At 48.5% G+C, this 26,126-nt stretch carries 23 protein-coding genes; 4 read left to right on the forward strand and 19 right to left on the reverse strand.

Annotation, left to right across the window (positions count from 1 at the left end):
- Positions 1-140 precede the first annotated feature (140 nt).
- Both CEQ32_RS07765 and CEQ32_RS07770 read left to right on the forward strand, forming a co-directional pair.
- Entirely contained in the window at positions 141-1,046 is a 906-nt protein-coding gene (locus CEQ32_RS07765; protein ID WP_088585803.1) for a DMT family transporter, read from the forward strand.
- Between the two features lie 42 nt (positions 1,047-1,088).
- Complete coding sequence (locus CEQ32_RS07770) at positions 1,089-1,619, forward strand: lipocalin family protein (RefSeq protein WP_088585804.1); 531 nt, start codon at positions 1,089-1,091, stop codon at positions 1,617-1,619.
- Positions 1,620-1,723: 104 nt separating this feature from the next.
- Here the strand turns inward: CEQ32_RS07770 and CEQ32_RS07775 are convergent, their stop codons facing one another.
- Together CEQ32_RS07775 and CEQ32_RS07780 are read right to left on the reverse strand one after the other, a co-directional pair.
- Positions 1,724-3,316 carry an ABC-F family ATPase gene (locus tag CEQ32_RS07775; protein ID WP_080612461.1) on the reverse strand — a complete coding sequence of 531 codons (1,593 nt, stop codon included), beginning with the start codon at positions 3,314-3,316 and terminating at the stop codon, positions 1,724-1,726.
- 356 nt (positions 3,317-3,672) lie between these two features.
- Positions 3,673-5,949, reverse strand: coding sequence for a heavy metal translocating P-type ATPase (locus tag CEQ32_RS07780; protein ID WP_088585805.1), 2,277 nt, complete (start codon positions 5,947-5,949; stop codon positions 3,673-3,675).
- A 137-nt stretch (positions 5,950-6,086) separates the two neighbouring features.
- Between CEQ32_RS07780 and CEQ32_RS07785 the strand changes: the two genes are divergently transcribed.
- The gene (locus CEQ32_RS07785; protein WP_055647778.1) at positions 6,087-6,476 is read left to right on the forward strand and encodes a MerR family transcriptional regulator; all 390 of its coding nucleotides are present in this window, start codon (positions 6,087-6,089) and stop codon (positions 6,474-6,476) included.
- Between the two features lie 65 nt (positions 6,477-6,541).
- Here the strand turns inward: CEQ32_RS07785 and CEQ32_RS07790 are convergent, their stop codons facing one another.
- The 11 genes from CEQ32_RS07790 to CEQ32_RS07845 form a co-directional block, all read right to left on the reverse strand.
- Positions 6,542-8,578 (reverse strand): prolyl oligopeptidase family serine peptidase, encoded by a 2,037-nt coding sequence (locus tag CEQ32_RS07790; RefSeq protein ID WP_055647777.1) that lies wholly within the window; start codon positions 8,576-8,578, stop codon positions 6,542-6,544.
- A gap of 59 nt (positions 8,579-8,637) precedes the next feature.
- On the reverse strand, positions 8,638-8,880 hold the full coding sequence (locus tag CEQ32_RS07795; RefSeq protein WP_055647776.1) for a hypothetical protein: 243 nt from the start codon (positions 8,878-8,880) through the stop codon (positions 8,638-8,640).
- Between the two features lie 207 nt (positions 8,881-9,087).
- Positions 9,088-9,846 (reverse strand): SDR family oxidoreductase, encoded by a 759-nt coding sequence (locus tag CEQ32_RS07800; protein ID WP_055647775.1) that lies wholly within the window; start codon positions 9,844-9,846, stop codon positions 9,088-9,090.
- A 19-nt stretch (positions 9,847-9,865) separates the two neighbouring features.
- Complete coding sequence (gene mmsB / locus CEQ32_RS07805; RefSeq protein WP_055647774.1) at positions 9,866-10,768, reverse strand: 3-hydroxyisobutyrate dehydrogenase; 903 nt, start codon at positions 10,766-10,768, stop codon at positions 9,866-9,868.
- A gap of 100 nt (positions 10,769-10,868) precedes the next feature.
- Positions 10,869-12,020: an enoyl-CoA hydratase/isomerase family protein gene (locus tag CEQ32_RS07810; protein WP_037416857.1), complete on the reverse strand. Its 1,152-nt coding sequence runs from the start codon at positions 12,018-12,020 to the stop codon at positions 10,869-10,871.
- Entirely contained in the window at positions 12,020-12,793 is a 774-nt protein-coding gene (locus CEQ32_RS07815) for an enoyl-CoA hydratase (protein ID WP_037416854.1), read from the reverse strand. Before CEQ32_RS07815 ends, CEQ32_RS07810 begins: the two co-directional genes overlap by 1 nt.
- Before the next feature lie 64 nt (positions 12,794-12,857).
- Entirely contained in the window at positions 12,858-14,015 is a 1,158-nt protein-coding gene (locus CEQ32_RS07820; RefSeq protein WP_055647773.1) for an acyl-CoA dehydrogenase family protein, read from the reverse strand.
- Between the two features lie 161 nt (positions 14,016-14,176).
- Complete coding sequence (locus CEQ32_RS07825) at positions 14,177-15,673, reverse strand: CoA-acylating methylmalonate-semialdehyde dehydrogenase (RefSeq protein ID WP_055647772.1); 1,497 nt, start codon at positions 15,671-15,673, stop codon at positions 14,177-14,179.
- Between the two features lie 132 nt (positions 15,674-15,805).
- Positions 15,806-16,996, reverse strand: a complete 1,191-nt coding sequence (locus tag CEQ32_RS07830) for a thiolase family protein (protein ID WP_055647771.1) — start codon at positions 16,994-16,996, stop codon at positions 15,806-15,808.
- A gap of 696 nt (positions 16,997-17,692) precedes the next feature.
- Positions 17,693-18,634, reverse strand: coding sequence for a homoserine O-acetyltransferase MetA (gene metA, locus CEQ32_RS07840; RefSeq protein WP_037429149.1), 942 nt, complete (start codon positions 18,632-18,634; stop codon positions 17,693-17,695).
- A 70-nt stretch (positions 18,635-18,704) separates the two neighbouring features.
- On the reverse strand, positions 18,705-19,139 hold the full coding sequence (locus CEQ32_RS07845; RefSeq protein ID WP_037429152.1) for a YbaY family lipoprotein: 435 nt from the start codon (positions 19,137-19,139) through the stop codon (positions 18,705-18,707).
- A gap of 117 nt (positions 19,140-19,256) precedes the next feature.
- Here CEQ32_RS07845 and CEQ32_RS07850 point away from each other — a divergent pair, with 117 nt between their 5' ends.
- Positions 19,257-20,000: an SDR family NAD(P)-dependent oxidoreductase gene (locus tag CEQ32_RS07850; protein WP_088586961.1), complete on the forward strand. Its 744-nt coding sequence runs from the start codon at positions 19,257-19,259 to the stop codon at positions 19,998-20,000.
- An 85-nt stretch (positions 20,001-20,085) separates the two neighbouring features.
- Here the strand turns inward: CEQ32_RS07850 and ompW are convergent, their stop codons facing one another.
- From ompW to CEQ32_RS07880, 6 genes are all read right to left on the reverse strand, one after another.
- Positions 20,086-20,730, reverse strand: a complete 645-nt coding sequence (gene ompW / locus CEQ32_RS07855) for an outer membrane protein OmpW (RefSeq protein ID WP_037416836.1) — start codon at positions 20,728-20,730, stop codon at positions 20,086-20,088.
- Between the two features lie 463 nt (positions 20,731-21,193).
- Positions 21,194-21,781 (reverse strand): nucleotidyltransferase family protein, encoded by a 588-nt coding sequence (locus CEQ32_RS07860; RefSeq protein WP_088585807.1) that lies wholly within the window; start codon positions 21,779-21,781, stop codon positions 21,194-21,196.
- 100 nt (positions 21,782-21,881) lie between these two features.
- A complete protein-coding gene (gene maiA / locus CEQ32_RS07865; protein WP_037416829.1) occupies positions 21,882-22,532 on the reverse strand; it encodes a maleylacetoacetate isomerase in 651 nt (216 codons plus the stop codon).
- 83 nt (positions 22,533-22,615) lie between these two features.
- The gene (locus tag CEQ32_RS07870) at positions 22,616-23,602 is read right to left on the reverse strand and encodes a fumarylacetoacetate hydrolase family protein (protein ID WP_047539177.1); all 987 of its coding nucleotides are present in this window, start codon (positions 23,600-23,602) and stop codon (positions 22,616-22,618) included.
- Between the two features lie 342 nt (positions 23,603-23,944).
- Positions 23,945-25,483, reverse strand: coding sequence for a transcriptional regulator TyrR (tyrR, locus tag CEQ32_RS07875; RefSeq protein ID WP_011071819.1), 1,539 nt, complete (start codon positions 25,481-25,483; stop codon positions 23,945-23,947).
- Between the two features lie 274 nt (positions 25,484-25,757).
- Entirely contained in the window at positions 25,758-26,096 is a 339-nt protein-coding gene (locus tag CEQ32_RS07880) for a 4a-hydroxytetrahydrobiopterin dehydratase (protein ID WP_088585808.1), read from the reverse strand.
- Between the last annotated feature and the right edge of the window lie 30 nt (positions 26,097-26,126).

The raw sequence follows: 26,126 nt of genomic DNA on the forward strand, positions 1-26,126 counted from the left end.
CCTTCGAAACAGCTAGTTTGCACGATACCCAAAGTACAGTCGAATACCTCGCTAGCCTAGTTAGATATTTTAGGGCAAACTCAGCGTCCTTACCCGTTGGACTGTTTCTACAGTACTGGACTGTACGCTAAAGGTGACACATGAATCCACCTCCTACTTTGGCCTTGCTCTTTGCCCTATTGGCTGCCACCTTAATGGGCACGATTGGCGTATTCGCACGCTTTGCAGCTCTGCCAGCCGAACATATTACCTTTTACCGCCTGCTACTCGGCGCGCTGTTTTTAATGGTCTATATGTTGTTAACGGGAAAAAGACAGCAAATTCGCCATAAACCGAGCAAACGCACCTTGATAAATGGCGCTATGCTCGCCGGATTTATGGCTTTTTATATCGAGGCTATTCAATACACTCAAATGGCAACCGTGATTATGATCATCTACCTCGCACCTGTGGTAGCGTCACTCTTTGCGCACTTTGTGTTTAATGAAAGACTCAACCGATTCAGTATGGCAAGTGTGGTACTCGCCTTAGCAGGCTTTATATTAATGCTCCCCGTGACATCGAGCCAATCGCTATATGATTCTGAAATATTGGGATATTTTTATGCATTACTGTCGTTACTGACCTATAGTGGCTTTATCCTAATCAACCGCAAACCGAGTGTCGCCTCGCCCTATCAAAGTACGCTGGTACAGTTAGGTGTTGGCGCTTTATGCCTACTTCCCTTAGTGTTAACCACACCCTTAGTACCCAGCCTGAATCAATTTGCTTGGCTGCTGGCAATTGGGTTCTTTCCGGGATTTTTAGCTATTCTGTTTGCAGTAAAAGCTCTAAATCAATTGCCATCAATCACCTACGGCACACTCTCCTATGTGGAGCCTGTGGTGGTGGTCACTCTGGCGTGGTGGTTATTTAATGAAACATTAACCGCACAGCAATTGATAGGTGTGGCACTGATAATGCTGGCGGGTATAGCACAAGGTTGGTTAAGCCAATACAAAGCCCTAAAAAGCCCTGAAAATCCCTCTGTTTGCCACCATGAATAAATGAGTAAAATATAAACTAAATCTTTTTGATAGGAGCATCACTTGAAAAAACTACTCTTAATGATCAGTGCTTTGGTCCTGACAGGCTGTCTAGGAATGCCTAACTACGTCGAACCCGTTAAAGATTTTAAACTCGACCGCTATTTAGGCAAATGGTACGAGATTGCGAGGCTTGACCACTCCTTCGAGCGCGGATTAACCCAAGTTTCTGCCGAATACAGCCTTAAGCCCGATGGCGGCGTTAAAGTCATTAATCGGGGCTATTCTGCCGCCAAACAGGAATGGAAAGAAGCCGAAGGTAAAGCCTATTTTGTGAATGGAGAGAACGAAGCCTACTTAAAAGTCTCCTTTTTCGGGCCGTTTTATGGTTCGTATGTAGTCTTTGGGCTCGACCAACAAAATTATCAATACGCCTTTATCTCGGGGCCAGATACGGATTATTTATGGCTACTAGCCCGAACTCCAACCGTGTCCCCTGAGGTGATTAAGCAATTTGTCGACATGGCGAGCGCCCGCGGCTTTGACACTGACAGCTTGATTTATGTCGAACAACAAGCCGAGGCAAAACAATAACCGCTAAGCCGAGGCTAACACTCAAGGTAAACACCATAAACAAAAACGCCGCTCAATAAGCGGCGTTTTTTATCTGATCACTTAAGGCTATTTAAAACAAGTAATTAGCCTTCGATGCCCTTGCTCGCGAGGAACTCATCATAGGTGCCCTTGAAGTCATTCACGCCGTTAGGAGTAATTTCAAGGATACGGTTGGCCAGTGACGATACGAATGCACGGTCGTGACTCACAAATAACAAGGTGCCTTCGTATTTCTCTAAGGCGTTGTTTAAGGATTCGATCGATTCCATATCCATGTGGTTGGTCGGTTCGTCGAGCATCAGGATATTTGGTTTTTGCATGATGAGCTTACCAAATAACATACGGCCCTTTTCACCACCCGAGAGCACTTTGACAGACTTTTTAATGTCGTCGGCGCTAAACAGCATACGACCTAAAATACCGCGTACCGCTTGGTCGTCATCTTCAGGTTTACGCCACTGGCTCATCCACTCAAAAAGCGTCATGTCGTTAGCAAAATCAGACTCATGATCCTGCGCGTAATAACCGATATTGCTGTTTTCAGACCATTGGATATGGCCTTCATCCTGTGGAATATCATGGATTAAAGTACGCAGCAGGGTAGTTTTACCCACACCGTTCTCACCGAGGATAGCGATACGCTCACCCACTTCGACAATCAGGTTTAAGTCTTTAAACAGTGGCGTGTCATAACCTTTCGCCAAATTCTCAACCACTAACGCATTACGGAACAGTTTCTTTTCCTGCTCGAAACGAATGAATGGGTTAACACGGCTAGAGGCTTTAACTTCATCCAGCTTGATCTTATCGATTTGACGGGCACGAGAAGTCGCTTGTTTTGCCTTAGAAGCGTTAGCAGAGAAGCGCGCAACGAAGGTTTGTAGCTCAGAAATTTGCGCTTTCTTCTTGGCGTTGTCAGCCAGCAAACGCTCACGGGCCTGAGTCGCTGCTTGCATATATTCGTCGTAGTTACCTGGGTAAACACGCAGTTCACCGTAGTCTAAGTCTGCCATATGGGTACAGACTGAGTTTAAGAAGTAACGGTCGTGCGAAATGATGATCATGGTGCTATCGCGTTGGTTCAAGACGTCCTGTAACCAGCGAATAGTGTCGATGTCCAAGTTGTTGGTAGGTTCGTCGAGTAGCAGTACATCAGGATCGGAGAACAGCGCCTGCGCCAATAATACCCGCAGTTTTAAACCTGGGGCGATTTCAGACATTAGACCGAAATGGCTTTCGATACCGATACCTACGCCAAGTAGCAGTTCACCAGCGCGAGATTCGGCGGTGTAACCGTCCATTTCGGCAAATTCCATCTCAAGGTTTGCCACGGCAATGCCGTCTTCTTCGCTCATTTCAGGTAAAGAATAGATACGGTCACGCTCTTGCTTGACCTTCCACAGTTCACGGTGGCCCATGATAACGGTGTCAATCAGCGTGTATTCCTCGTAACCGAATTGGTTCTGGCTGAGTTTACCCAGACGCTCATTGACGTCTAAAGATACGTTACCGCTGCTCGGCTCTAGATCACCGCAAAGGATCTTCATGAAGGTTGATTTACCGCAGCCGTTCGCACCGATAAGACCGTAACGGTTACCGCCGCCGAATTTAACTGAGATGTTTTCAAACAGTGGCTTAGCGCCAAACTGCATGGTGATATTCGCTGTTGTGATCAAAATGAACTTCCAAATCGAGTAATATTGGCCAGACTATTGGCAGTGCATATAAGCATAAACCAATTTCCACCAGCCTGAGGGGGTAAAAATAAACGTGGCACTATAGCAGTTTGGGTTAAATTATCAACTAAAAAGGCCCCGTTAGCCGCGAATGCTTAAGCGATTCTGAGCCATGTAACCCAAAGATAACTGTTTATTTAACCTGAATTTTTACAAATACAACCCAAGATAATCCTATTGGATGACAACTGAATTAACATTGCATTTTTAGCCAGACAATCCAAATACCGCCCACTGAACTGGGCGGTATTTGTAAGCCCCCGCTCACTCGCGGGCCGATAAACAATACCAATACGTTACAGTTTTTGCTGTCTTAAACGGTTCGCATTGGTGACCACAGTTAAAGAAGACAGCGCCATCGCTGCCCCGGCAATCACAGGGCTTAACAGCATCCCTGTGAGCGGATAAAGCACGCCCGCCGCCACTGGGATACCTAAACTGTTGTAGATAAAGGCCCCAAACAGGTTCTGTTTAATGTTGCTAATGGTCGCGCGGGAAAGTGCCAATAAGTTAGCAATCACTATCAGCTGATGTGACAACAGTGTCATATCCGCGCTTTCGATCGCCACCTCTGTACCCGATCCCATAGCGATCCCCACATCGGCGCTCATCAAGGCGGGCGCATCGTTGATACCGTCCCCTACCATGGCAACCACATGGCCTTGCTGCTGTAAGGCTTTAATATGCTGCTGCTTTTGTTCGGGTAACACACCCGCAATCACTTCCTCTATGCCTACTTGAGCTGCCACCGCCTGCGCCGTTTGTGGATTATCTCCAGTCAGCAGCACTACTCGAATGCCCTGTGAGCGTATTGCACTAATCGCTTCTTTCGCATCGGCTTTTATCGGGTCGGCAATCGCGATAGTGGCCACTAACTTACCCGCCTTGGCGACATAAATCGGTGTTTTACCCTGTTTGGCAAATTGCGCGGCGGCTTCTACCGTAATACCTGAGCTGCGGCCTGCCACCCCCTCCCCTGAAGGCACATCAAATGCCGCCATTAAGGCTTGATTCCCCACTAAAAAGTCGGCGCCATCGACTCGCCCTTCGATGCCCTTACCTTGATGATTAGTAAAAATCTCGGTTGCGGGCAATGGAATCGAGGCTTGCTTAACATAGCTGACCATTGCGCTGGCCAGCGGATGCTCTGAATGCTGCTCAAGACTGGCGATAGCGCCAAGCAGTGCGCGCTTGTCTTCATCACTGAATTTTTGGTCATTAGGAGCTTGGTCATTACCTTCAATCCAATGGATATCAGTCACTTGGGGTTTACCCTGAGTCACTGTGCCAGTTTTATCAAGCACCACACAATCGACCTTGCTGGCGCTTTGCAGTGCTTCACCATTTTTTACCAATACGCCCATTTGAGCGGCGCGGCCAACGGACACCATGATAGACATAGGTGTGGCTAAGCCTAAGGCACAGGGACAGGCGATGATCAGCACGCTGGTGAGCACCACAAGCGCATGACTGAGCGCGGGTTCTGGCCCAACAAAATACCAAATCGCCGCTGCGAGTAAGGCGATAACCACAACTGTTGGTACAAACACCGCCGAAATTTTATCGGCCAGACGACCAATCGGCATCTTAGAGGTTTGCGCCTCCTGCACCAGTGCGATGATTTTGGCAAGGCGCGTATCCTGCTGCCCAGCGGTCACTCGGTAGACTAAACTGCCGTTACCATTGACAGTTCCCGCGCTCAGATTATCCCCAACATGCTTTGGCACCGGAATAGGTTCGCCCGTTAGCATGGCCTCATCGAGTAATGACTGGCCGGACTCCACCACGCCATCGAGTGCGACCCTGTCGCCGGGGCGAAGTCTGAGTTTATCCCCCAGTTTAAGCTGGTCGATTTCCACCTCTTCATCGCCATTGTCGCCAATACGAATCGCAGTGGAGGATTGCAGGCCGAGCAAGCGCTGCACCGCTTCGCTGGTTTTGCCCCGAGCTTTGAGTTCGAGGGCATGGCCTAAGTTAATCAAGCCTAAGATCATCACGCTAGCCTCAAAGTACACGTGGCGAGTGTCCATTGGAAACGCACTCGGGATAAGCACCACCAGCATGGAATAGATCCATGCCGTGCTGGTGCCTAACACGATTAAGGTATCCATATTGGTGGTTTTGGCTTTAAGCGCGCGCCACATTCCCTGATAGAAATGGCGCCCGGTACCGACTAAAAGTGCTAAAGTGAGTAAGCCCATAATGCCCCAGCCAAGCTGCATGCTAGGGCGATTAATCATCATTTCACCGCCCAGTAATCCCCATAACATCATAGGGATACCAACCGCGAGCGCAGCGATAGCCTGACGCATCCGCAGGCGATACTCCACCGCATCTTCGACCCGCTTTTCCTCTGCGGCCGCCTTTGCGTCCACGATCAATTGAGCGGGATAACCCGCCTTATCCATAACAGCCAGCGCCGCATCACTGCTCATCTTGCCATCGACAGTCACTTGCTTATCGGCGAGATTGATACGGGCACTCACATTCGGCTCGGCCGCAAAGGCCTTTTCAATTTTGGCCACACACCCTGCACAATTCATGGTGGCGACATAGAGTTTTATCTGCGACATGGAAGATCCCTCACTTGAACTTAACCGCTATAGGATTAAGATAAAGTCTCCCATCACGGGAGAGTCAAGGGTGTTTTTGTGGCAAGTATCACACTTGTCTGCACGAGTCTTTAGAACAGATAAGAACCGAGGTCAGTATGAAAATTGGTGAAGTCGCGAAGCACACAGGGTTAAGCGTCAAAAGCATACGCTATTACCACGATATCGGTCTTGTCTGTGGCGAGCGTAACGAGGCGGGATACAGGGTGTATCGCCATCGGGATATCGAATCGCTGAAATTTGTCCACCAGTGCCGCGACTTAGGTTTTAGCCTTGAGGATTGCAAACTCCTGCTTGGTTTGCGTAATAACGATAGCCGCAATGCCGAAGATGTGAAGCAACTCACCCGCAACCATTTGGCCTATGTTGAGGATCAAATTGGTAAATTGCAGAATCTTCGTAGCCAGTTACAGCAAATGGTCAGCGAGTGCCAAGGCGGCGAACAGCCCCACTGCGCCATTATTGATAGCCTTAACCACCAGCATTAACCCAGCCATAAAAAAGCCTGCTTGGATGCAGGCTTGTTTATGGGGTTGTCACTCATACCAAGGTGTTAGCGCTTTAGCGCAGCCACATTATCTAGCTGCAACGCTGGCAATTTACCCGCTGGTGTAAATGAAAACACTTGCCCATAAAAGGCTAACTCGGTTTCCAATCCCGCCGCTTTATGTTCTGGCGTGCGTCCATCACTTGCGTCATCGCCATAATCGATATAGGCCGTCGGCACACCTTTGGCTTTAAGGGCATCATAGATTTGTCGCGACTGCGCCGTCGGTACAATCTTGTTTCTCAAGCCTTGGAAAATCAGCAAAGGTTCATTCAAACCATCTAAGTGATTGAGTGGCGATAACTCGCGGTAGCGTTCCTTCTTCTCTGGATAGGGGCCGATAAGTTGGTCTAAATAACCCGACTCAAACTTATGGGTTCCCTTAGCGAGCTGCTCAAAATCGCTGATCCCCTCATAGCTCACACCCGCTTGAAACACATCATAAAACGCTAGCGAAGACATCACAGTTAAGCCACCGGCGCTGATGCCGCGAATCGCTAACTTATTGGCGTCTACCCAGCCCTTAGCCACTAAATACTTTGCAGCATTAACCGCATCCTCTACATCGCTTTCACCCCATTTGCCATAAAGGCTTTGGCGATAGGCGCGGCCAAAACCACTGCTGCCGCGAAAGTTTAAATCCAGCACCGCAAACCCGCGGCTGGTCCAAAACTGGATTTCACTGCGATAGGCCAGGGAAGCCCGCGCCGTCGGCCCGCCATGTAGCATCACGATAAGCGGCGGCCTTGTGTCGTGGGGCGCCACGTAATTAGGGTTCACAGGGCTGTAAAAATAACCATAGGCCTGCTGATTTTTACCGGTAGCGAAGGCAATATTTTTCGCCCGCGAGACATAGTTGGGATCAAGATTCGCGAGCGCTGGGGCGTACACAAGCTCAGTGCCACGCCCAACAACGCGATAAATACCTTTCTCTGGTGTTGCCTTAGCGCCAACAAAATAAACACCATCTTCGCCCTTTACCACCTGAGTGATCTCAGCAAAATCAACGGCAAGAGATTCGGTCAATCCGGAATCTAAGTGCATACGCAGCAATGCGGCTCGATTACCTTCAACGTAGCTCGCGATGAGAGTCGAAGCATTTTCAAAGGCATAATTATGGTTACCTAAACGCCAATCCGGCACCGCAAACTCGGCATTTTTACTCAAAACAGGCTCTAGGGTTTCCCTAGGGGTGACGCGGTAAATGTTCCACCAGTTACTGAGATCGGACACCACATATAATTTACCGTCTGGGCCAAATAACGGCTGAGTCACCGAAGAGTCCTCTGGCGTACTCACCTTGCGAATATTTTTTAATTGACCTTTGCGGTCAAGATCCACAAGCCAGAGCACACTCTTATCCCAAGGCATATAGGGATGTTCCCAAGTAATCCAAGCCAGTTGGGTGTTATCGGGTGAAATAGTCGGGGAAGAAATAAAATCATGACCCGTAACAAAGGTATCGCCTTCACCGGCAAAGTTAAGATTGATAGTCACCAGGCTCGCTTTCGGTTCGCCGCCCTGACGGTGATCTTCACGCACGCAAATAATCCGTGAGCCCTTAGGATATGCCACACAATCGGCATGACGGGTACCATTGGGAGTTAACGGCAATGGTGGCTGATTAGGCGCAAAACGGTAAAACAGCTGATCCTGCAATTTAGTGGCAAATAGGCTCTGACCTATGCCCAAAAACGCCGCACCGCCATACTCATGCACAGTAGATTTAACATTAAAATCAGGAGGAACCACTTCAGTGACCTTGCCAAGATCATCGAGACGCTTGATACCAACTTTGCCTTGGGCACGTCCGCTCGATTCTGCAAAATAAATCGCATTACCTACACTTTGTAGTTCAGCAATATCATCGGTTCGTTGAAAAACCTCAGCAGCAGACAAAGGTGATTGCCAGCTGCCATAGGGTGCAACTTTAATGTCGCCGCTTTCCTTGGCAGATTGATCTTTTGTATCCGTACGCTCACACCCGCCGAGTAGCAGTAACACTGCACTTAGCAAGAATGGAAAATAGCGTCCTAACCCCATTGTGTTCCCCAAGTTTGCAAACTAAAACAAACCGTAAATATGCAAATCCCCTTAAGGGCTTATTTTTTGACTTTTTTAACAAACCATTTCAGTACGCTAGCTTGTTGTACTTGCGTCAGACCAAAGTAAATACAAATCCAAGGTGATAACAGAAAAAACCACGGGATCACGGCGAACGAACGACCACTGAAGAGAAGAAAAAAGAAGCCTCCGTAAATCACTATGACTCCTAAGGCACCGACAATCAGCATCATCCGCTTGGTAATTTTTTCCAGCCAAAGGGCTTTATCCTGCCATGACATTCAGATAATCAACTCCAATACGATAATGTCAACTCTATTTGTAAAGTTATGTAAAAAAGTAGCGTGCGATTGTTGAAGGATAGCCAGTAAATGTCAACCTCCGAACAACTCTTACCCAAGCGAACAGACTAAAAAAAGAGAGCTAACTTTAGCCAACAAAAAACCGAGCAAACGCTCGGTTTTGTTTAATATCAATAAGATACCATGTTACAGACGGATACCGCCATCCACTTCAAAGACACGACCATTTACATAATCGTTTTCGATGATAAAGCGTACGGTAGAGGCTATCTCCTCCGCTTGGCCTAAACGGCCAACGGGCACAAGCTTCTCTAAACGCTCTAAGGCTTCAGGTTTCATTGCCGCTGTCATTTCGGTGGCAATCACCCCGGGTGCTACCGCCGCGCTACGAATATTGTAACGCGCCAGCTCTTTTGCCCAGCCCACAGACATCGCCGCGACACCCGCTTTAGAGGCCGCGTAGTTAGATTGTCCTACGTTACCCGCTTTAGCTAGGCTAGAAATGTTCACAATCACCCCTGCTTGACCCGACTCGATCATCGCCGCAGCCGCCTCACGGCCACAAAGGAAGGTGCCAGTGAGGTTAACATTGATCACCGATTGGAATTGATCGAATGACATACGGTCAGTCACTTTGCCGTCTTTGGCTTTGACTAACATACCATCACGCAGGATGCCGGCATTATTCACTAATACGTTGATTTTGCCAAAATCTTCCAATATGTAAGCAAAGCCTGCGACCACATCTTCTTCGTCGGTAATATCTAGCGCATAACCTTGGACTTCTGTGGATGAGCCTAAATCGGCACAGGCGCGTTCTAACTTTTCTTGATCCACATCGATAAGTGCCAACTTAGCACCCGCCTGCGCAAAATTGTGCGCCATCGCTAAGCCTAAACCACCCGCGCCGCCAGTGATGACGACAACCTTATCTTTTAAATCCATCTGGTTATCCCTTGTTTATCTATTTTTTAAGTGGTGCAAATTGTTCAAAAATACTGGAGAAGTCTCGGCGACCATTACCTTGTCGTGCATGATTCACATACAAGCTGCGCGCGAGTGAGCCCATGGGTGTACTCGAATTGCTCAATAATGCGGCTTCTTGGGAGAGGCCGAGATCTTTAACCATCAAATCTACCATAAAGCCGCCCTGATAGCCCTTAGAAGAAGGCACATTCTCCATCACGCCCGGACAAGGATTGTACTTTTCAAGCGCCCAGTTACCACCGCTGCTGACCTTCATAATGTCAGACAGCACTTTAGGGTCGAGACCATGGTCAATCCCCATTTGCAACGCCTCAGAAGTACCGACCATCAACACAGATAACAGCATGTTGTTGCAGATTTTAGCGACCTGACCGGCTCCTGCGCCGCCCGCATGGAAAATATTCTTGCCCATGGCATTGAGTACGGGTTGCGCGCGCTCAAAGGCGATATCCGAACCGCCACAAATAAAGGTTAAGGTTCCCGCCGCAGCCCCCGCCGTGCCGCCCGATACTGGCGCATCGATAAATTCGATACCACTCTTAGCCGCTTCGGCTGCCACCAATTGAGCGCTTTGGGCATCAATGGTCGAGCAATCAATCAGCAAGGTATCGCCAGCGACTACGTCGAGTAGCCCCTTCTCACTACCATTGCCTAAGTATAAGTTTCTGACATGCTTGCCCGCGGGCAACATAGTGATCACCACATTAGCTCCCGCCGCGGCGCCGCATGCCGTGCTCGATACTAAAGCGCCTTGGTCGGCCAAGGCTTGCATGGCGGCAGGCACTAGGTCGAAGACACGTACCGTCATGCCCGCTTTTAATAAATTGGCCGCCATTGGGCCGCCCATATTACCTAAACCGATAAATGCTACTGTACTCATGCCATCACTCCTGTGTTCTGGTGTGTTTATTATTCCAGATAGTTGTTATTCCAGATAAAAATGGCAGGCAAAGTGCTAGCTTTACCTGCCATCGATTGGCTTAGCTTAATTGGCTTAAGGGATGTTCCTCTCCCCAAGGTGAGGTCAAAATGTCCTCGATAACGCTGTTTGGCACAGATTGCACATCGGCAAATTGCCATTTGGGCTGTCTGTCTTTATCAATCAGCAGTGCCCGCACGCCTTCACAGAAATCACCCTTAGCACAAGTGTTAACGCTGACGGTTAATTCCCATTTAAAACATTGTGCTAGGCTCAGTTTGGTGCCGAGTTGGGTTTGAATATACGCCAAATGCCAACTGATAGGGCTGCCCGCCAACATAGTCGCGCAGGCTTTATTTAACCATGCTTCATCGGTGCTTAAGGTCGACATACGGCTGACGATATCGGTTAAACTGCCCGCCATCAGCCTATCGATAATCTCTTGGCTCTCGGCCAGTAAACTATCGCCTTTAGGAATATCAACTTGGTTCGACAGTTCGTTGATCATCGAGTCGAGTCGTTGATGGTTCAGCGCTGGCGTGTCGCTCCAATCTAGAGTCGCCATGGCATCGAACATCAGCTCTTTGTCGTCACGATTTAGATAATGATCGGCAAGGCCAACGTAACAGGCATCGGCGGCGTTCATTTGATAGGCCGTTAAGCCTAAAAACAGCCCCATTTTGCCCGGCATGCGGTTGAGGAAATAACTGCCGCCCACATCGGGATAAAGCCCGATGGTGACTTCAGGCATAGCGATACGAGAGGTTTCTGTCACCACTCTATGACTCGCGCCCGCCATCAGGCCGAGACCACCGCCCATCACTATGCCATCACCCCATACCAGCACAGGTTTGCCAAAGGTATGTAGTAGATAATCGAGACGATATTCTTCTTCAAAGAATACTTTTGCGACCTCAGTCACCTGTCCCTTAGCAGCAACTGAGGCGTGATATAACGCCCGCACATCGCCACCCGCACAGAACGCCTTTTCTCCGCTGCCATCGAGTACCACACAGGCGATTAACGGATCTTTTTTCCACAAATTGAGCTGCACCGTCATGGCTCGAACCATATCGAGATCCAAGGCGTTGAGGGCTTTTTCAACATTGAGCGTCACCACCCCAACTAATTTACCTGAGGCGGTGGCTAAGGTTTGAAAAACCACATTTTGTGTGGTGGACGTGTGTGCAGCCTTATCTACTAAATTTGTCATTAGCGGTTCTTCCAATCAGCTTTACGTTTTTCCAAAAACGCGTTCACGCCTTCGGCCTGATCTTCAGTATCGAACAAACCGACAAACAGTTCACGCTCTATCGGTAAGGCTTGGCTACGCGGCATTTGGCGCCCCGCTTGGATGAGTGTCTTACAGGCGGTGACGCTGCTTGGGCTCTGATTCGCCACTTTGGCGGCCAGTGCAATCGCCGCATTTAAGGCCTCACCCGTTTCAACCACTTCCTCGACTAAACGCAAATTCAGCGCTTGGGCGGCATTCACCCGCTCACCGCAGAGGATCATGCGTTTTGCCCAACCTTCGCCCACTAAAGCAGTGAGGTTTTGGGTACCGCCCGCACAGGGCAGCAGGCCAACGGTCGCTTCAGGCAATGCCATCACGGCTTGGGTTTCGGCGATACGAATATCACAGGCCAGCGCGACTTCTAAGCCGCCGCCCATGGCATAACCGTTAATGGCGGCAATCGACACGCCGCGGAACTGGCTTAAGGTTTCAAATGCTTCGCCAAAGTGTTTTGCCATGCTCGCCGCATTGCCCTTATCACCGTCGCTAAACAGTTTTAAATCGGCACCCGCGGAGAAAAACTTGTTGCCCTCGCCAGTTAACACCAGCGCGTAAATGTCCTTGTTAGCATTAAGCTCCAGCACTTTGGCCTTGAGCGCCTGTAAACTCTGGGCGGTCCAAGTATTGGCCGGCGGATTGTTCATGGTCAGAATGGCCGTGTGGCCTTCAATACGCTCAACTAAATAGTCCATCTGTTTCGGCTCCCTTATATTTCCAATCTGTTATCGCCAAATCCTACAGTCCAATTAGGGCAGCTTAAAGGATTTGTCCGGCATTTTCGTCGAGTAAACGACGGGCGATAATGAGGCGCATAATCTCGTTAGTGCCCTCTAAAATCTGGTGTACACGAACATCACGGAAGTGACGCTCTAACGGATACTCCCTGATATAACCATATCCGCCATGAATTTGCAGCGCCGCATCGCAAACTTGAAAACCCACATCAGTAGCAAAGCGCTTCGCCATCGCACAATAGGCGGTCGCTTCTGGATCGCCACTGTCGAGTTTAAAGGCGGCCAGACGCACCATTTGACGCGCGGCCACTAATTCGGTCGCCATATCGGCAAGCTTAAATTGCAGCGCTTGGAAGGCTGCCAGCGGCTTACCGAATTGCTGACGCTCGTTCATATACTGGGTTGCACGCTCTAGAGCCGCCTGCGCCGTACCGACAGAGCAAGTAGCGATATTGATACGGCCACCGTCTAAGCCTTTCATCGCAAAGGTAAAACCTTGGCCTTCTTCACCGAGTAGGTTTGCAACCGGCACGCGCACGTTATCAAAGGTGACTAAGCGCGTCGGCTGCGCGTTCCAGCCCATTTTATCTTCAGCTTTACCGTAGATAATGCCTTCACTGTCAGCAGGAATGGCAATAGCCGAAATCCCCTTTGGCCCGGCTTGACCCGTGCGGCACATCACCACCAGCAATTCAGTTGAACCTGCACCCGAGATAAACATCTTAGAGCCAGATACCACGTATTCATCACCCTCACGCACCGCTTTGGTTTGCAGTGAAGCCGCATCCGAGCCTGCGCCGGGTTCTGTTAAGCAGTAAGAGGCGAGCATTTGACCCGTGGTCAAAGGCTCAGACCAAGTTTGACGCAGAGTATCAGTACCCCAAGTGGTGACCATCCAAGTGGCCATATTGTGAATCGTCAGCATGGCCGTTGTGGCTGTACAGCCCTTTGCCAGCTCCTCAAAAATAATCGAGGCATCTAAGCGTGATAAGCCCATGCCACCTTCCGACTCGGGGGAATACAAGGAGCAGAAACCCAGCTCACCGGCTTTTTGGATCACATCCTTCGGGAAATGATGTTCTTCGTCCCATTTGGCGGCAAAGGGGGCGAGTTCATCCGCCGCGAACTGGCGGGCTAGATCGGCAAATTGGCGTTGGTCTTCGTTGAAATTAAAATCCATTTGGCTCTCCTATGACTCTTTGGCCATTTCTTTCGTCAATATCTTTTGTGTAATACACAGTGAATTTATCAGCAGGCTTTCATCAATGGACGCCAACTGCGCCACGTTTAGACTGAATCACCTGCTGTTTCACAATGCGTTTAAACTGTTTTTTAAACCGCTTAGCGCAAGTTAATGCTCATATTAGGGCCAGCTGCCACCGCAATGTCCGACTCGAACCAGCGGGAAGTAATGGTTTTAGTTTCAGTGTAGAAACGTACCGCTTGCTTACCGTAGGCGTGTTGGTCACCATAGAAACTGCCCTTCCAACCCGTGAACGAGAAGAAAGGTAATGGCACTGGGATAGGCACGTTAATACCGACTTGGCCAACTTCGATTTCGTGTTGATATTTACGGGCTGCGGCGCCACTTGCGGTAAAGATAGAGGTACCATTGCCGTATGGGCTGGCGTTAACCAGTTCGATGGCCGCTTCTAAGGAGTCTGATTCCATGCAACACAGTACAGGGCCAAAGATTTCTTCTTTATAGATGCTCATATCGGTCGTGACCTTAGTGAACATGGTTGGCCCGACCCAGTTACCTGACTCATAGCCCGCCACAGTAAAATCGCTGCCATCGAGTAAACACTCTGCGCCCTCTTGCTTACCTTGGGCGATAAGTTTGAGCACGCGCGCTTTAGCGGCAGGGCTGATCAGCGGGCCGTAGCCGGCTTCTTTATCGTCCCATAAACCTGGGCGAACCTTCGCCAGTGCTTCTTTGAGTTCAGGGATCCACTCTTTAGCCGCGCCGACAAATACCGCGACAGAAATCGCCATACAACGCTGCCCCGCCGCGCCGACCGATGCGCCCACTAGGTTGTTGATCACTTGCTGCTTATTCGCATCAGGCATAATCACACAGTGGTTTTTCGCCCCAGCAAAGGCTTGCACGCGTTTTAAGTTATCGGTACCAGTTTTGTAGATGTATTGACCTACAGCCACAGAGCCGACGAAGGAAATAGCCTTAACCGCAGGATCGGCCAGCAGGATATCCACCGCCGTTTTATCACCATGGATCAGTTGCAATACGCCCTTTGGCGCGCCCGCTTCGACAAACAGCTCAACTAAGCGCTGCGGCGTCATTGGGTCTTGCTCTGATGGCTTAAGGATAAAAGTGTTACCACAGGCAATCGCCAGAGGGAACATCCACAGGGGGATCATTGCTGGGAAGTTAAACGGCGTGATGCCCGCACACACACCCAGAGGCTGAGTGTAGCTGTAGGTATCGATTGAACGCGCGACATTCTCAACGGTTTCGCCCATCAGTAATGAAGCAATGTTGCAGGCATGTTCGGCCACTTCAATTCCACGCCACACATCGCCCTTGGCATCTTCAAAGGTTTTGCCGGTTTCTTTGGCAAGGATAGTCGCCAGTTCGTCGTGGTGTTCTTTAAGTAAGTGTTGGTAGCGCAACATGACACGGGCACGCTCAGACACAGGTACTTCTTTCCACGTCTTAAAAGCCGCCTTAGCACTAGCAATGGCCGCATGGACTTCATCGGTCGTGGCGCTATTGATAACGGCAATCGGCGCGTTATTGGCAGGATTAGTCACCACGTGTGATGTTCCTGTGCCTGTGGTGAATTCGCCATCGATGTAATGCTTAACTTGTGTGGTCATGTTGCAATCCTTTTCCTTGTTTAGGGTCGAGCTGGCGGTGCGATATTATGTTTATCCTCAGTGGGATGTTTGCCCTTGCCAGCTCAGTCTTGGTCTTGTTGATTTAGCAGTTATTCCCGATTAAGCCTTTGATTAGACTTCGATTGCCATAGCGGTCGCTTCACCGCCACCGATACAGAGTGAGGCTACGCCGCGCTTAAGCCCACGGGCTTTAAGTGCATGAATTAAGGTCACCAGCAAACGTGCGCCCGAGCAACCGATAGGATGACCTAAGGCACAGGCACCGCCATTCACGTTCACTTTGGCCATATCTAAACCTAATTCAGAAACGGCCAGCATAGTCACCATGGCAAAGGCTTCGTTGATTTCGAACAGGTCAACCTCGTCCTTAGACCAGCCGACATTGCTCAACAGTTTTGCCATCGCGCCAACGGGCGCAGTGGTAAAGAGTGATGGCTCCTGGGCATGGGTGGTGTGGCCCTTGATGGTGGCCAGCACAGTTAAGCCTAACTGCTCGGCATTGGCGCGGGTGGTTAGCATCAGCGCTGCCGCGCCATCGGAAATAGAGCTTGAGTTTGCCGCCGTAATAGTGCCGTCTTTGGCAAATGCTGGGCGCAGTGCAGGGATTTTTTCAGGGCGAGCGTTACCAGGCTGCTCATCGGTATCGATAGTCACATCACCACGGCGATCGCTCACAGTCACAGGTACAATTTCCGCCTTGAAGGCGCCAGAAGTAATAGCCGCATTGGCTTTTTCCAGTGAGCTTAGGGCAAAGGCATCCATTTGCTCGCGGGTTAAGCCGTATTCATCGGCAGTTTTCTGGGCGAATGTGCCCATAGCGCCGCCAGTGTAGGCATCTTCTAAACCGTCGAGGAACATATGATCTAAGACCTTGCCATGGCCCATACGCATGCCAGCGCGCGCTTTATCTAGCAAGTAAGGAGCTTGGCTCATGCTTTCCATACCACCAGCAACCACCAACTTAGCACTGCCCGCTTTGAGTAAATCGTGGGCAAGCATCACGGTTTTCATCCCAGAGCCACAGACTTTGTTTACGGTCGTAGCGCCAACAGACAGGGGTAAACCTGCACCTAAGGTTGCCTGACGCGCAGGTGCTTGACCCAGACCCGCTGGCAATACGCAGCCCATTAACACTTCATCAACCTTATCACCCGCAACTTGGGTATCAGCTAACAGGGCTTTGATGGCGGTGGCCGCTAAGCTCGGAGACGTTACGCCAGACAAACTGCCTTGAAAGCCACCCATTGGGGTGCGTTTAGCGGCAACAATAACGATCTCTTGGTTAAATTGTTCAGTACTCATGGGGACTCCAAGCTAAATGTGCCTTGGCGGTAACACACGCCAGCGGCGGATAAATAGTAACAATGAAACCACTCTGACGTTTACGCGAACGTAAAGCAAGTATTCCTTGGTCTAATGTATCGATTTTATCCACGTCAGATTGTCAGTCAGAATTTACAGTCGAGAGGCCTTAACGGCATTTGAAATGGTAACAAGGAGGAAGTGACTCAATAAAAGCGCTTGCCTTGCAGCAGGAACAAAACCTTACCAGCAGATGATGAACAGCGCTAAAGACAAATGAGGTTAACAGGCGAGCAAACAGTGGCTAAGCGAATGGTAAATTTATTAGGGCGTGTTGACGTTTCGAGATTAGATTTTGTTCGTTCTGGCAAGTTCGTGCTCGCGAAACGAGGAATGATGTGTAGTTATTCTACTCAAATGACGAGCGACAAAGAGCAAGGGCTTGCCAGACGAACCCTTCGGGCAGCATTTGGCTGGCTTTTCTGCTGCGTTATCGTCCGTTTATGTAGAATAACTACACTGCACGGACTTTGCCTTGCATAAAAGCCAGCCTAATTGCTGCAAAAATAACCCTGAAACGTCAACACGCCCTAGTCAGTTCAAAAAATTCAAGCAAACAGAAACAGCATAGCGAGGTGATTCAACAGGCATTGAGCTTAAGAAACCGTCAATGCCTGACAAACTAAAACAACGTCCCTACTGCGATTCCCATGGTGTCATCGCTGTCATATCACTCAGGTCGTAAGGCGTTAATTGGTAAACGTAATAGTTAAGCCAGTTGCTAACTAGCAGGCTACCATGGCTGTGCCAACGGGCAATGGCATCGGCCTTAGGATCATCGTTACGGTAATAGTTTTGTGGCACATTTGGGTTTAAGCCCTGCGCCAAATCCCGATGATATTCATCGTTTAGGGTGGATTTTTGATACTCAGGGTGACCCATGACAAACAGGTTGCGATTATTGCGACTGAGGACCAAATAGGCTCCTGCTTCCTCGGACTCTGCCAGCACTTGTAGTTCAGGATGTCGCTTAAGCTCCTCAATATCCATCTCGGCAAAGCGGGAATGCGGTGCAAAGAACTCATCATCAAATCCGCGCAGCAGCGGGAAATGCAGGCAGGTGCGGCGATGGACAAACACCCCTGAGCGCTTTTGCTCAAGGATTTTACGATTTAATCCATAGAGATGGTAAAGCCCAGCGTGCGCCGCCCAGCAGAGGAAGAGCACCGAGGTAACATGCTGCTGTGACCAATCGATAATTTCACGGATATGGTCCCAATAAGTCACATCTTCAAAATCAATTTGCCCTAACGGCGCGCCAGTGATGATTAGGCCGTCGTAGTTTTTATGGCGCACATCCTCAAAATCACGGTAGAAGGTGTTCATATGATCGATAGAAGTGTGCTTCGACTCTTTATCGTGAATACGCAGTAAATCCACATCCACCTGCAAGGGCGTGTTGCCTAAAAGGCGTAGAAGCTGGGTTTCGGTCTCAATTTTATTGGGCATCAAGTTCAGGATCAGTACCTTCATCGGTCTGATATCCTGATTGGCGGCCCGAGTTTCGGACATTACGAAAATATTTTCAGATTCTAAAATCCCTGCTGCTGGCAGATGATCTGGAATTTTAACTGGCATACCGCGCCTCTTCTGTTCAAACAATCAAGGGTTCCGGCGCGCGTATGCCACTCAGCAAAGAGCAAACAAATTAGCGGCCGACTTTCTCAAGCAGTATCGTCATAGGCTCAGTCGAATTGAGATCGACATGATAGGCTTGAGTATTAATAAACAATAACTTATCACCGAGCATAATCCTTGCACCAATGGCATAGGTATGCCCTGCTTCAAACTGATCGCGCCCTATAGTAAAACTAAATGGCGTAGGGGTTTTAGCGCCTTGACTCTCACGCTCTGCCATCACCACAGCAGGTACATCCATCTTAGAGACATCAAGCAACTGCACAATCAACTTGGCATCGGCAGGCAGTGCGATACGTTCGCGATACATGGCCTCACCTTTAATCTCAACAACCGCATTTGGTGTGGCACAACCTGTCATCATCGTCGTCACAGTGAGTAATACCATTGCCGCCCATTTTTGCCATGCAGATGTCAGTCCGCTAATCCTTAACCCATGTGTCATTTCATTTCTCCTAATCATACATAAAGACTTCTGGATGTCTATACGCCCAAGCTATAAATCTTGTCATGCTGGGCATATCTTCCTATGATAAGCCACCATTTCGTTGCCGAAAAATTTATGACCCAAGCAACTGCGATAATTGTGGGCGCTAGCTCACATTTAAGCCGCGAACTTGCCAAACAATTGGCCGAACAGCAAGTTGAATTAGCACTTTTTGCACAGGATGTTGAATCGCTGCGCGAGTTCGCCTCGACCTTACCTACCAAAGTACAAGTATTTTCACTGCAAATTGAACAGCCAAGTGCCATCATCAAGCAACTCGAAAACGTCTGGCAAAGTCTCGGCGGTGCTCATTTAGTCTTGGTGAATACCGGACTCAATAGCTACGACCCTGAGCTGCCATGGTTACCTGAGCAAGACATTATCGACGTCAATGTGCGGGGCTTTGCCGCTATCTGTAATACCGCTTTTAGATTATTTCGCGAACAGGGTTACGGCCAGCTTGCCACCATTAACTCGATTGCTGGTCTGCGCGGCGGCCCGAGTGTGGCTTATCATGCCTCTAAAGCCTTTGCGCAAAACTATTTGGAAGGCTTAAGCATGCATGCCCAGCGGCTTAAGTTGCCTATTACTATTACCGATATTCAACTTGGTTTACTGGATAAGGCCGCCATGCAGCAAAGCACCCTATGGCTTGCCCCGCTCCCGCAAGTGGCGGCGCAGATCATTAAGGCCATGCAGCAGGGTAAACGTCGTGTCTATGTGACCAAGCGTTGGCGCTTAGTGGCTTGGCTGACTAAATTACTGCCTGAGTTTATCTATAACACTCGCCACTGGAAGCCGAAAAAGGCTAAAAAGTAGTGTTGTTCCGCGTTTAGCTTTATTACACTGCGAAAACAAAAAAGGAGCCGCTGGCTCCTTTTTTTGTTACTTTAAAATCAGATGATTAGAAAGTGTAACCCACGCTGACCATATAAACCCATGGGTTAATGTCAGTATCAATTACTTTAGTATCACCCGCTAACTTAAACTTCACATCGGTGCTAATTTGCGCATACCACACAGAGGCGTTAACTAACCAGTTTTTATTGACTTGATAATCGATACCCGCTTGCGCCGCTAGGCCCCAGGAGGTGCTCATGCTTAAGTCAGTTAAGGCACCATTTAAATCGTTGGTGAATTCATTGTCGAAGAAGTTAGTGTAGTTCACACCCACGCCTACATATGGACGTAATGCAGATTGAGCATTACCAAAATAGTACTGTGCCACTAGAGTTGGTGGCAAATGTTTGGTTTCAGCAATCTTATTACCACCTAAAGAGACATCATGGCTAAATGGAGTCGCAGCTAATAACTCTACCCCGAAGTTATCGGTCAGCATATAACCAAAGTTCAAGCCTAGTTGAGTGTTATTGCTGATTTGGAATTCACCATTGCCCGCAACATCATCACTCGATTCATTTGGCGCAACAACCACAGCACCGGCACGAACAATGATATCGCCCGCTTGATGGGCAGAAACAGAAGCAGAGAAACCAGCGGCTAACAGGGTGGCAGCGATCAGTGTAGAAACAGTAGTTTTATTCATCATCATACTCCATATGTACAACATAGGTTTTTGTTTTACATTACATCCTTAACAATTGACGCCTACACTGCCAGATAAAATTATTCACCTTATTGATCTAAATCAAGATTAGGCGGCGATACTTATTTCGAGGTATAAATCATGAGATACAAGTCACGTTATCTAAACATTTATTGACAATACCGGTTCATTTTTTGTGACCAACCGCATTAATTAGCCATCACTAATCACCTCCCGAAGAGGTAATAGGAGGAAAATTGCCAATTTCGCCATTTACATTTAATCAACATAAATTGAAATTAAAATCCGATGAAATTCGACGATATTCAGTAGAAAAAACGCGAAAGAATCCAAAAGCAGGCAAAGACAGGAATTAAGAATCGACCTAGAAGGTGCTTATTTCGGTTTACACTCACTCATCTGCGAATAAAAGAATAAGCCTCTAAACTCATCTTAACCAAATGGCTCAATAGGCTATAGCTAGTCGCGGATATTGTTTAAGCCAAGACTTTGCGGCTAACCGTTGATGAAATAACGCTAAAGGACGCCGAGGATTGGGCGTTAGTTGTAAGGCAAATAATGAGGCTAAGCCAAAGGGGGCGATAATATGTAAGCCTTTATTGGCTGGAGCAGAAAACTTAAGCGTCTGTTCAAGCGACACACCGACAGCAGTTTCGATTTCGGGCCAATAACACATTGCATCCAGTGTCGATTGATAGGGATTGTCGAGATGCTTAAGGTGCATTCGCGCCTGATTTTTTACTGACCAAGGTAAGTCTGGCGCCAGTGTTTGTAGGTAGGCTTCTATCGCCCTATCTCGCTCAGGAAGAGTATCCAAGGGACAATAGTAAATCAGATCGATATCGTTTAACGGACGCGGCTTAATATCGTGCAATTTGTCCCACACCAGATTACGGACAAACCCCGCCGCCAAGCACCACTGCGGAATATCATACACTTGGGCACATTGCTGCGCTAATTCAAGTGCCCTTAACCGCTGTTTATCTTGGCTTAGCCATGCGCATAACAATGCATTTAATTCGGCTTCAGTCATGGCCAATATCCGCTTTAATAAGTTAGAAACACAGAAGTGACATCGACTCACGCCACTTCATCATCGATTTCATCGCACTTAATAAGCAGTTAATGATAGGTTAAACTGCATCGGCTTGGCGCTCTGGCGCCGCATCCGCAAAGGCTGGCAATAAATTACATTCAGCCCATACTCGCATAATATTGGGGTACGGCGTTAAATCCACATTAAAACGCTGCGCGTTGTACACCTGCGGCACTAAACACAAATCTGCGATAGTCACCTTATCCCCAAAGCAATATCGGCCACTATGGCGCGCCAGTTGGGTCTCAAGTGCCGCAAATCCCGTTGCCACCCAATGGTGATACCAAGCGGTTTTAGCTTCTTCGTCAACGTTCAGCTTCTGAGTTAAATACTGCAATACCCGCAGGTTATTGAGTGGATGAATTTCACAGGCGATGGTTAATGCCATGGCGCGAACATGGGCACGCTCAAGGGCTGATGCGGGTAATAGCGGTGTCTTTGGATAGAGTTCATCTAGATACTCAATAATGGCTAAAGATTGGGATAACGCATCCCCATCCTGCTCATCATCCACCACCAAAGTGGGGACTAGCTCCTGCGGGTTTAGCGCGATATAGTCCGCCTTGTGCTGCTCACCACCATCACGCACTAAATGCACCGATAACTGCTCGGCGCTCACACCTTTAAGATTGAGGGCAATACGCACACGATAGGCGGCGCTAGAGCGCCAATAACCGTATAGTTTCATCTCACGCTGTCCTTTTGTCATGCTGAAAAACGGGGCTAAATAGCCCCGTCGATATTATCTATCACTTTTCAAATAAAAAAGCCTTACGCCTTGTACTCAACCACTTTTTGATCGATAGAGCCAAAAATTGACATTCCCTTGTCATCAAGCATTTCAATACGCACTGTGTCGCCAAAACGCATAAACGGTGTGCTAGCTTTACCATCGGCAATGACTTCGAGCATACGTTTTTCAGCTAAGCAGCTTGAGCCGGCACTGCGGTCATAGTTAGAAATCGTACCAGAACCGATAATTGCGCCCGCACCCAATGGACGGGTTTTAGCAACATGAGAAACTAACTGACTGAAGTTAAAGGTCATATCCACACCCGCATTCGGGCGGCCAAATAACTCACCGTTTAGGTATGTGATAAGCGGTAGGTGCACCTTTGAATCTTCCCAACGTGCGCCTAATTCATCTGGCGTAATGGCTACCGGCGAGAAGCTGCTCGAAGGTTTAGATTGGAAGAAACCAAAACCTTTGGCGAGTTCAGCAGGGATCAAATTACGCAGTGACACATCATTAACTAACATCAGCAGTTTGATGTGTTTCGCTGCATTTTCAACACTCACGCCCATGGGCACATCATCAGTGATCACAGCGATTTCGGATTCGAAATCGATGCCCCAGTCTTCGCTCGCCAGCGGGATATCCGCCTTGGGCGCGATAAAGCTGTCAGAGCCGCCTTGGTAAAACAGCGGATCGGTCCAGAAGGTTTCTGGCATTTCAGCGCCGCGCGCCTTACGCACTAATTCCACATGGTTTACATAGGCACTACCATCGGCCCACTGATAAGCGCGTGGTAAGGGTGATAAACATTTGGTTTCATCGAAGGCTTGCGCGTTCGGTAATTTGCCTTCGTTGAGCGCATCATACAATTCTTGTAATTGCGGTTTGAGCAATTCCCAACCATCGAGTAATTGTTGCATCGTATGGGCAATCGCTGGCACAGCCACCGTTTGAGTAAGATCGCGGCTCACTAACATTAACTGACCATCGCGGCGACCATTGTTATAACTGGCAAGTTTCATATCTGCTCCTGTGCTTCTACGGCTCGGCGTACTGCGCTTTTTATCTCGTTATAGTTAACCGACAATATCAGCTAACGCGAATTTTTTGCTGACGAGAACATAGGTGAATAAAAACCTATATTGACTCGGTATTAGGGTTTGCTGCGCGTAGAAATACCCGAAGCGACGACGGATTCCTATAGCGTGAGCAAAATCACATTTCAGCTTATTTTTTCACATTTTGTAAACTAATCATTACGTTTCCTACCCTGTTGCCGCTTGTCACTATTTCGCTGAACGATATGGTGAAAAAGTCGACAACAAAGTGGAACGATACTGTTACATCCTAAGCTTAAAGCAAGATTACTTTGGCTTGGCGATCTTATATTCCCTAAGTTTATTGGCGATAGCCGTATGAGACACGCCCAATTTCTTCGCCAATTGGCGAGTACTGGGGTAAGCCGGATATAAGCGGCGCAGTAAGCTAGCCTCAAATTGCTTCATCGCATCATCGAGATTACCTTCGAAGGCATTATCGAAATAACCAAAACCTTCGGCGTAGGATGGTAACTTAAGTTGCTCAACGGTCAGCTCGCCTGAACCATCCCACATGGATACGGCTCTAAAAACTGCATTTTTAAGCTGACGCACGTTACCCGGCCAGGCATAGGTTAAGAGATGATCGCGACATTGAGCCGAAATCCGTCTCACAGGGCTAGAAAGTTGCTGGCTGTAGTGCTCGAGGAACATCTCCGTCAGCGGAATGATATCGACCTTGCGCTCGCGCAGTGACGGAATATGGTAGCTAAGCACATGGATGCGATAGTACAAATCTTCTCTAAACTCACCGGTTTGGCACAACTCGGCTAAGTTTTTCTGGGTCGAGCAGATAATCCGTACATCGGCGCGGACTTCTTCGTCGCCGCCGATACGTCTAAAGGTGCCATCCTGTAATAACCGCAGCAATTTAACCTGTGCCGCCTTGGACATTTCAGCCACTTCATCAAGAAATACAGTGCCGCCCTTCGCCTCTTCAAAAAAACCACGTTTAATGACTTTACCTTGGCTAACGTAGCCAAACAGTTCTTCTTCGGCGGCGCTATCGGGCAATGCCGCACAGTTAATGGCAATAAACGGCTTTTCGCGGCGCATGCTGGCATCATGGCTGGCTCTAGCCATTAATTCTTTACCGGTGCCAGTTTCGCCCGTGATCAGTAATGGCGCATCGAGCTGCGCCATGCGGCGGGCTTGTTTAAGCACTTCTTTCATCTTGTCACTGCTGGCCAATACATTTTCAAAGCCTGTGGTTTGATTTTGCAGCGCATTAAATTGTTTACCCACCCGCGCAGGCGATTTAAGCGACACCACCGCACCGACGAGGATAGTTTTCTCGTCCTCATCAGGTAAATAAATCGGTAACATTTCAGCCAGATATTCGTTTTGGCCGATATTAACCCGCGCTGCCTGCGGCAGCACTTGGCCCTCACTCAGCCAGCGGCTGAAGTTAAACCCTTGTACCCAATGGTTTAAGGATTCATCAAGCACTTCGTGTTCACCCATGCCCATATTGAGCAGCGCCGATTCGTTCACAATGCGAATACGTGCCTTCACATCGATGGAAAACACAGAGTCTGGGAGAGTTTTAAGTAGGGTTTTTAAGGCGTAGTGTTCTTGCTCCGACGGCATAAATGACACCGTTCGTACATCGTGGACGCTCTCCACTTTGCGGATCTGCGGCATCAAGGCGCTTAAGGTTTCAAAACTGACTTCAGCAAATTGCAGGTAAAGAAAACCTTGGTTACTGGCATCAATGGCAATGAGATTAATGCCATAACGTTCTAACACGACTAAGATGTCTTTCGCTAAACCCACGCGATCTTGACAGCTAACTTCCAAGCGCATAATGACTGATATTCCCTATTTTGATTCGAATTTTGGGATAAACCGTGCAGAGCTATTATCTCGAGTTCGAGTCCTTAGGCTTGGCCTCGTAAGACATTCGTTTGATTAAGCCTTCATAGTTTACGCAAACGTAAAAGGCAGGATAAATAGCTGGGCGTGTATACGTTAGAAGGTTACGCTCAAAGTGGCAAGTCTAGTTTACAGCGTATTTGTAACAGGAAGAAAAAATCAGCGCCTAAATATAATTAAAGCGCTGATTTTAAAATTGAATTTTTTAATCTAACAACTGGTCGGTCTTGGCTGCCATAATGAAGTCATTTTTATGCAGGCCCTTGATTGAGTGTGACCACCAAGTCACAGTCACCTTGCCCCACTCGGTTAAAATGCCTGGGTGGTGGAATTCTTCTTCGGCCAGATCCGCTAACTTATTGGTAAACGCCATCGCTAACTTAAAGTTTTTAAACTTGTAAACCCGTTCCAATTGCATGATGCCATCACGCACTTGCACGCCCCAATCGGGGATAATGCGGATAAGTTCGGCCAATTCTGCATCGGTCACTTTCGGTGCATCGGCTTGGCAAGCTTCACATTTCATTTGGGTTAACGCTGTCATACATACTCCTCTTGGCAACATTAGGGGATC

This window comes from Shewanella sp. FDAARGOS_354, from assembly GCF_002209245.2.
Classification (GTDB): domain Bacteria; phylum Pseudomonadota; class Gammaproteobacteria; order Enterobacterales; family Shewanellaceae; genus Shewanella; species Shewanella xiamenensis.

Coding starts and splice junctions, on each gene's coding strand:
- CEQ32_RS07765 (WP_088585803.1), top strand. CDS start 141: ATGAATCCACCTCCTACTTTGGCCTTGCTCTTTGCCCTATTGGCTGCC.
- CEQ32_RS07790 (WP_055647777.1), bottom strand. CDS start 8,578: ATGGGGTTAGGACGCTATTTTCCATTCTTGCTAAGTGCAGTGTTACTG.
- CEQ32_RS07830 (WP_055647771.1), bottom strand. CDS start 16,996: ATGAGTACTGAACAATTTAACCAAGAGATCGTTATTGTTGCCGCTAAA.
- ompW (WP_037416836.1), bottom strand. CDS start 20,730: ATGATGAATAAAACTACTGTTTCTACACTGATCGCTGCCACCCTGTTA.
- CEQ32_RS07785 (WP_055647778.1), top strand. CDS start 6,087: ATGAAAATTGGTGAAGTCGCGAAGCACACAGGGTTAAGCGTCAAAAGC.
- mmsB (WP_055647774.1), bottom strand. CDS start 10,768: ATGAGTACAGTAGCATTTATCGGTTTAGGTAATATGGGCGGCCCAATG.
- CEQ32_RS07800 (WP_055647775.1), bottom strand. CDS start 9,846: ATGGATTTAAAAGATAAGGTTGTCGTCATCACTGGCGGCGCGGGTGGT.
- tyrR (WP_011071819.1), bottom strand. CDS start 25,483: ATGCGCTTGGAAGTTAGCTGTCAAGATCGCGTGGGTTTAGCGAAAGAC.
- CEQ32_RS07845 (WP_037429152.1), bottom strand. CDS start 19,139: ATGACACATGGGTTAAGGATTAGCGGACTGACATCTGCATGGCAAAAA.
- CEQ32_RS07795 (WP_055647776.1), bottom strand. CDS start 8,880: ATGTCATGGCAGGATAAAGCCCTTTGGCTGGAAAAAATTACCAAGCGG.
- CEQ32_RS07815 (WP_037416854.1), bottom strand. CDS start 12,793: ATGGACTATTTAGTTGAGCGTATTGAAGGCCACACGGCCATTCTGACC.
- CEQ32_RS07880 (WP_088585808.1), bottom strand. CDS start 26,096: ATGACAGCGTTAACCCAAATGAAATGTGAAGCTTGCCAAGCCGATGCA.
- CEQ32_RS07810 (WP_037416857.1), bottom strand. CDS start 12,020: ATGACAAATTTAGTAGATAAGGCTGCACACACGTCCACCACACAAAAT.
- CEQ32_RS07825 (WP_055647772.1), bottom strand. CDS start 15,673: ATGACCACACAAGTTAAGCATTACATCGATGGCGAATTCACCACAGGC.
- CEQ32_RS07850 (WP_088586961.1), top strand. CDS start 19,257: ATGACCCAAGCAACTGCGATAATTGTGGGCGCTAGCTCACATTTAAGC.
- CEQ32_RS07860 (WP_088585807.1), bottom strand. CDS start 21,781: ATGACTGAAGCCGAATTAAATGCATTGTTATGCGCATGGCTAAGCCAA.
- maiA (WP_037416829.1), bottom strand. CDS start 22,532: ATGAAACTATACGGTTATTGGCGCTCTAGCGCCGCCTATCGTGTGCGT.
- metA (WP_037429149.1), bottom strand. CDS start 18,634: ATGCCAGTTAAAATTCCAGATCATCTGCCAGCAGCAGGGATTTTAGAA.
- CEQ32_RS07820 (WP_055647773.1), bottom strand. CDS start 14,015: ATGGATTTTAATTTCAACGAAGACCAACGCCAATTTGCCGATCTAGCC.
- CEQ32_RS07870 (WP_047539177.1), bottom strand. CDS start 23,602: ATGAAACTTGCCAGTTATAACAATGGTCGCCGCGATGGTCAGTTAATG.
- CEQ32_RS07780 (WP_088585805.1), bottom strand. CDS start 5,949: ATGTCGCAGATAAAACTCTATGTCGCCACCATGAATTGTGCAGGGTGT.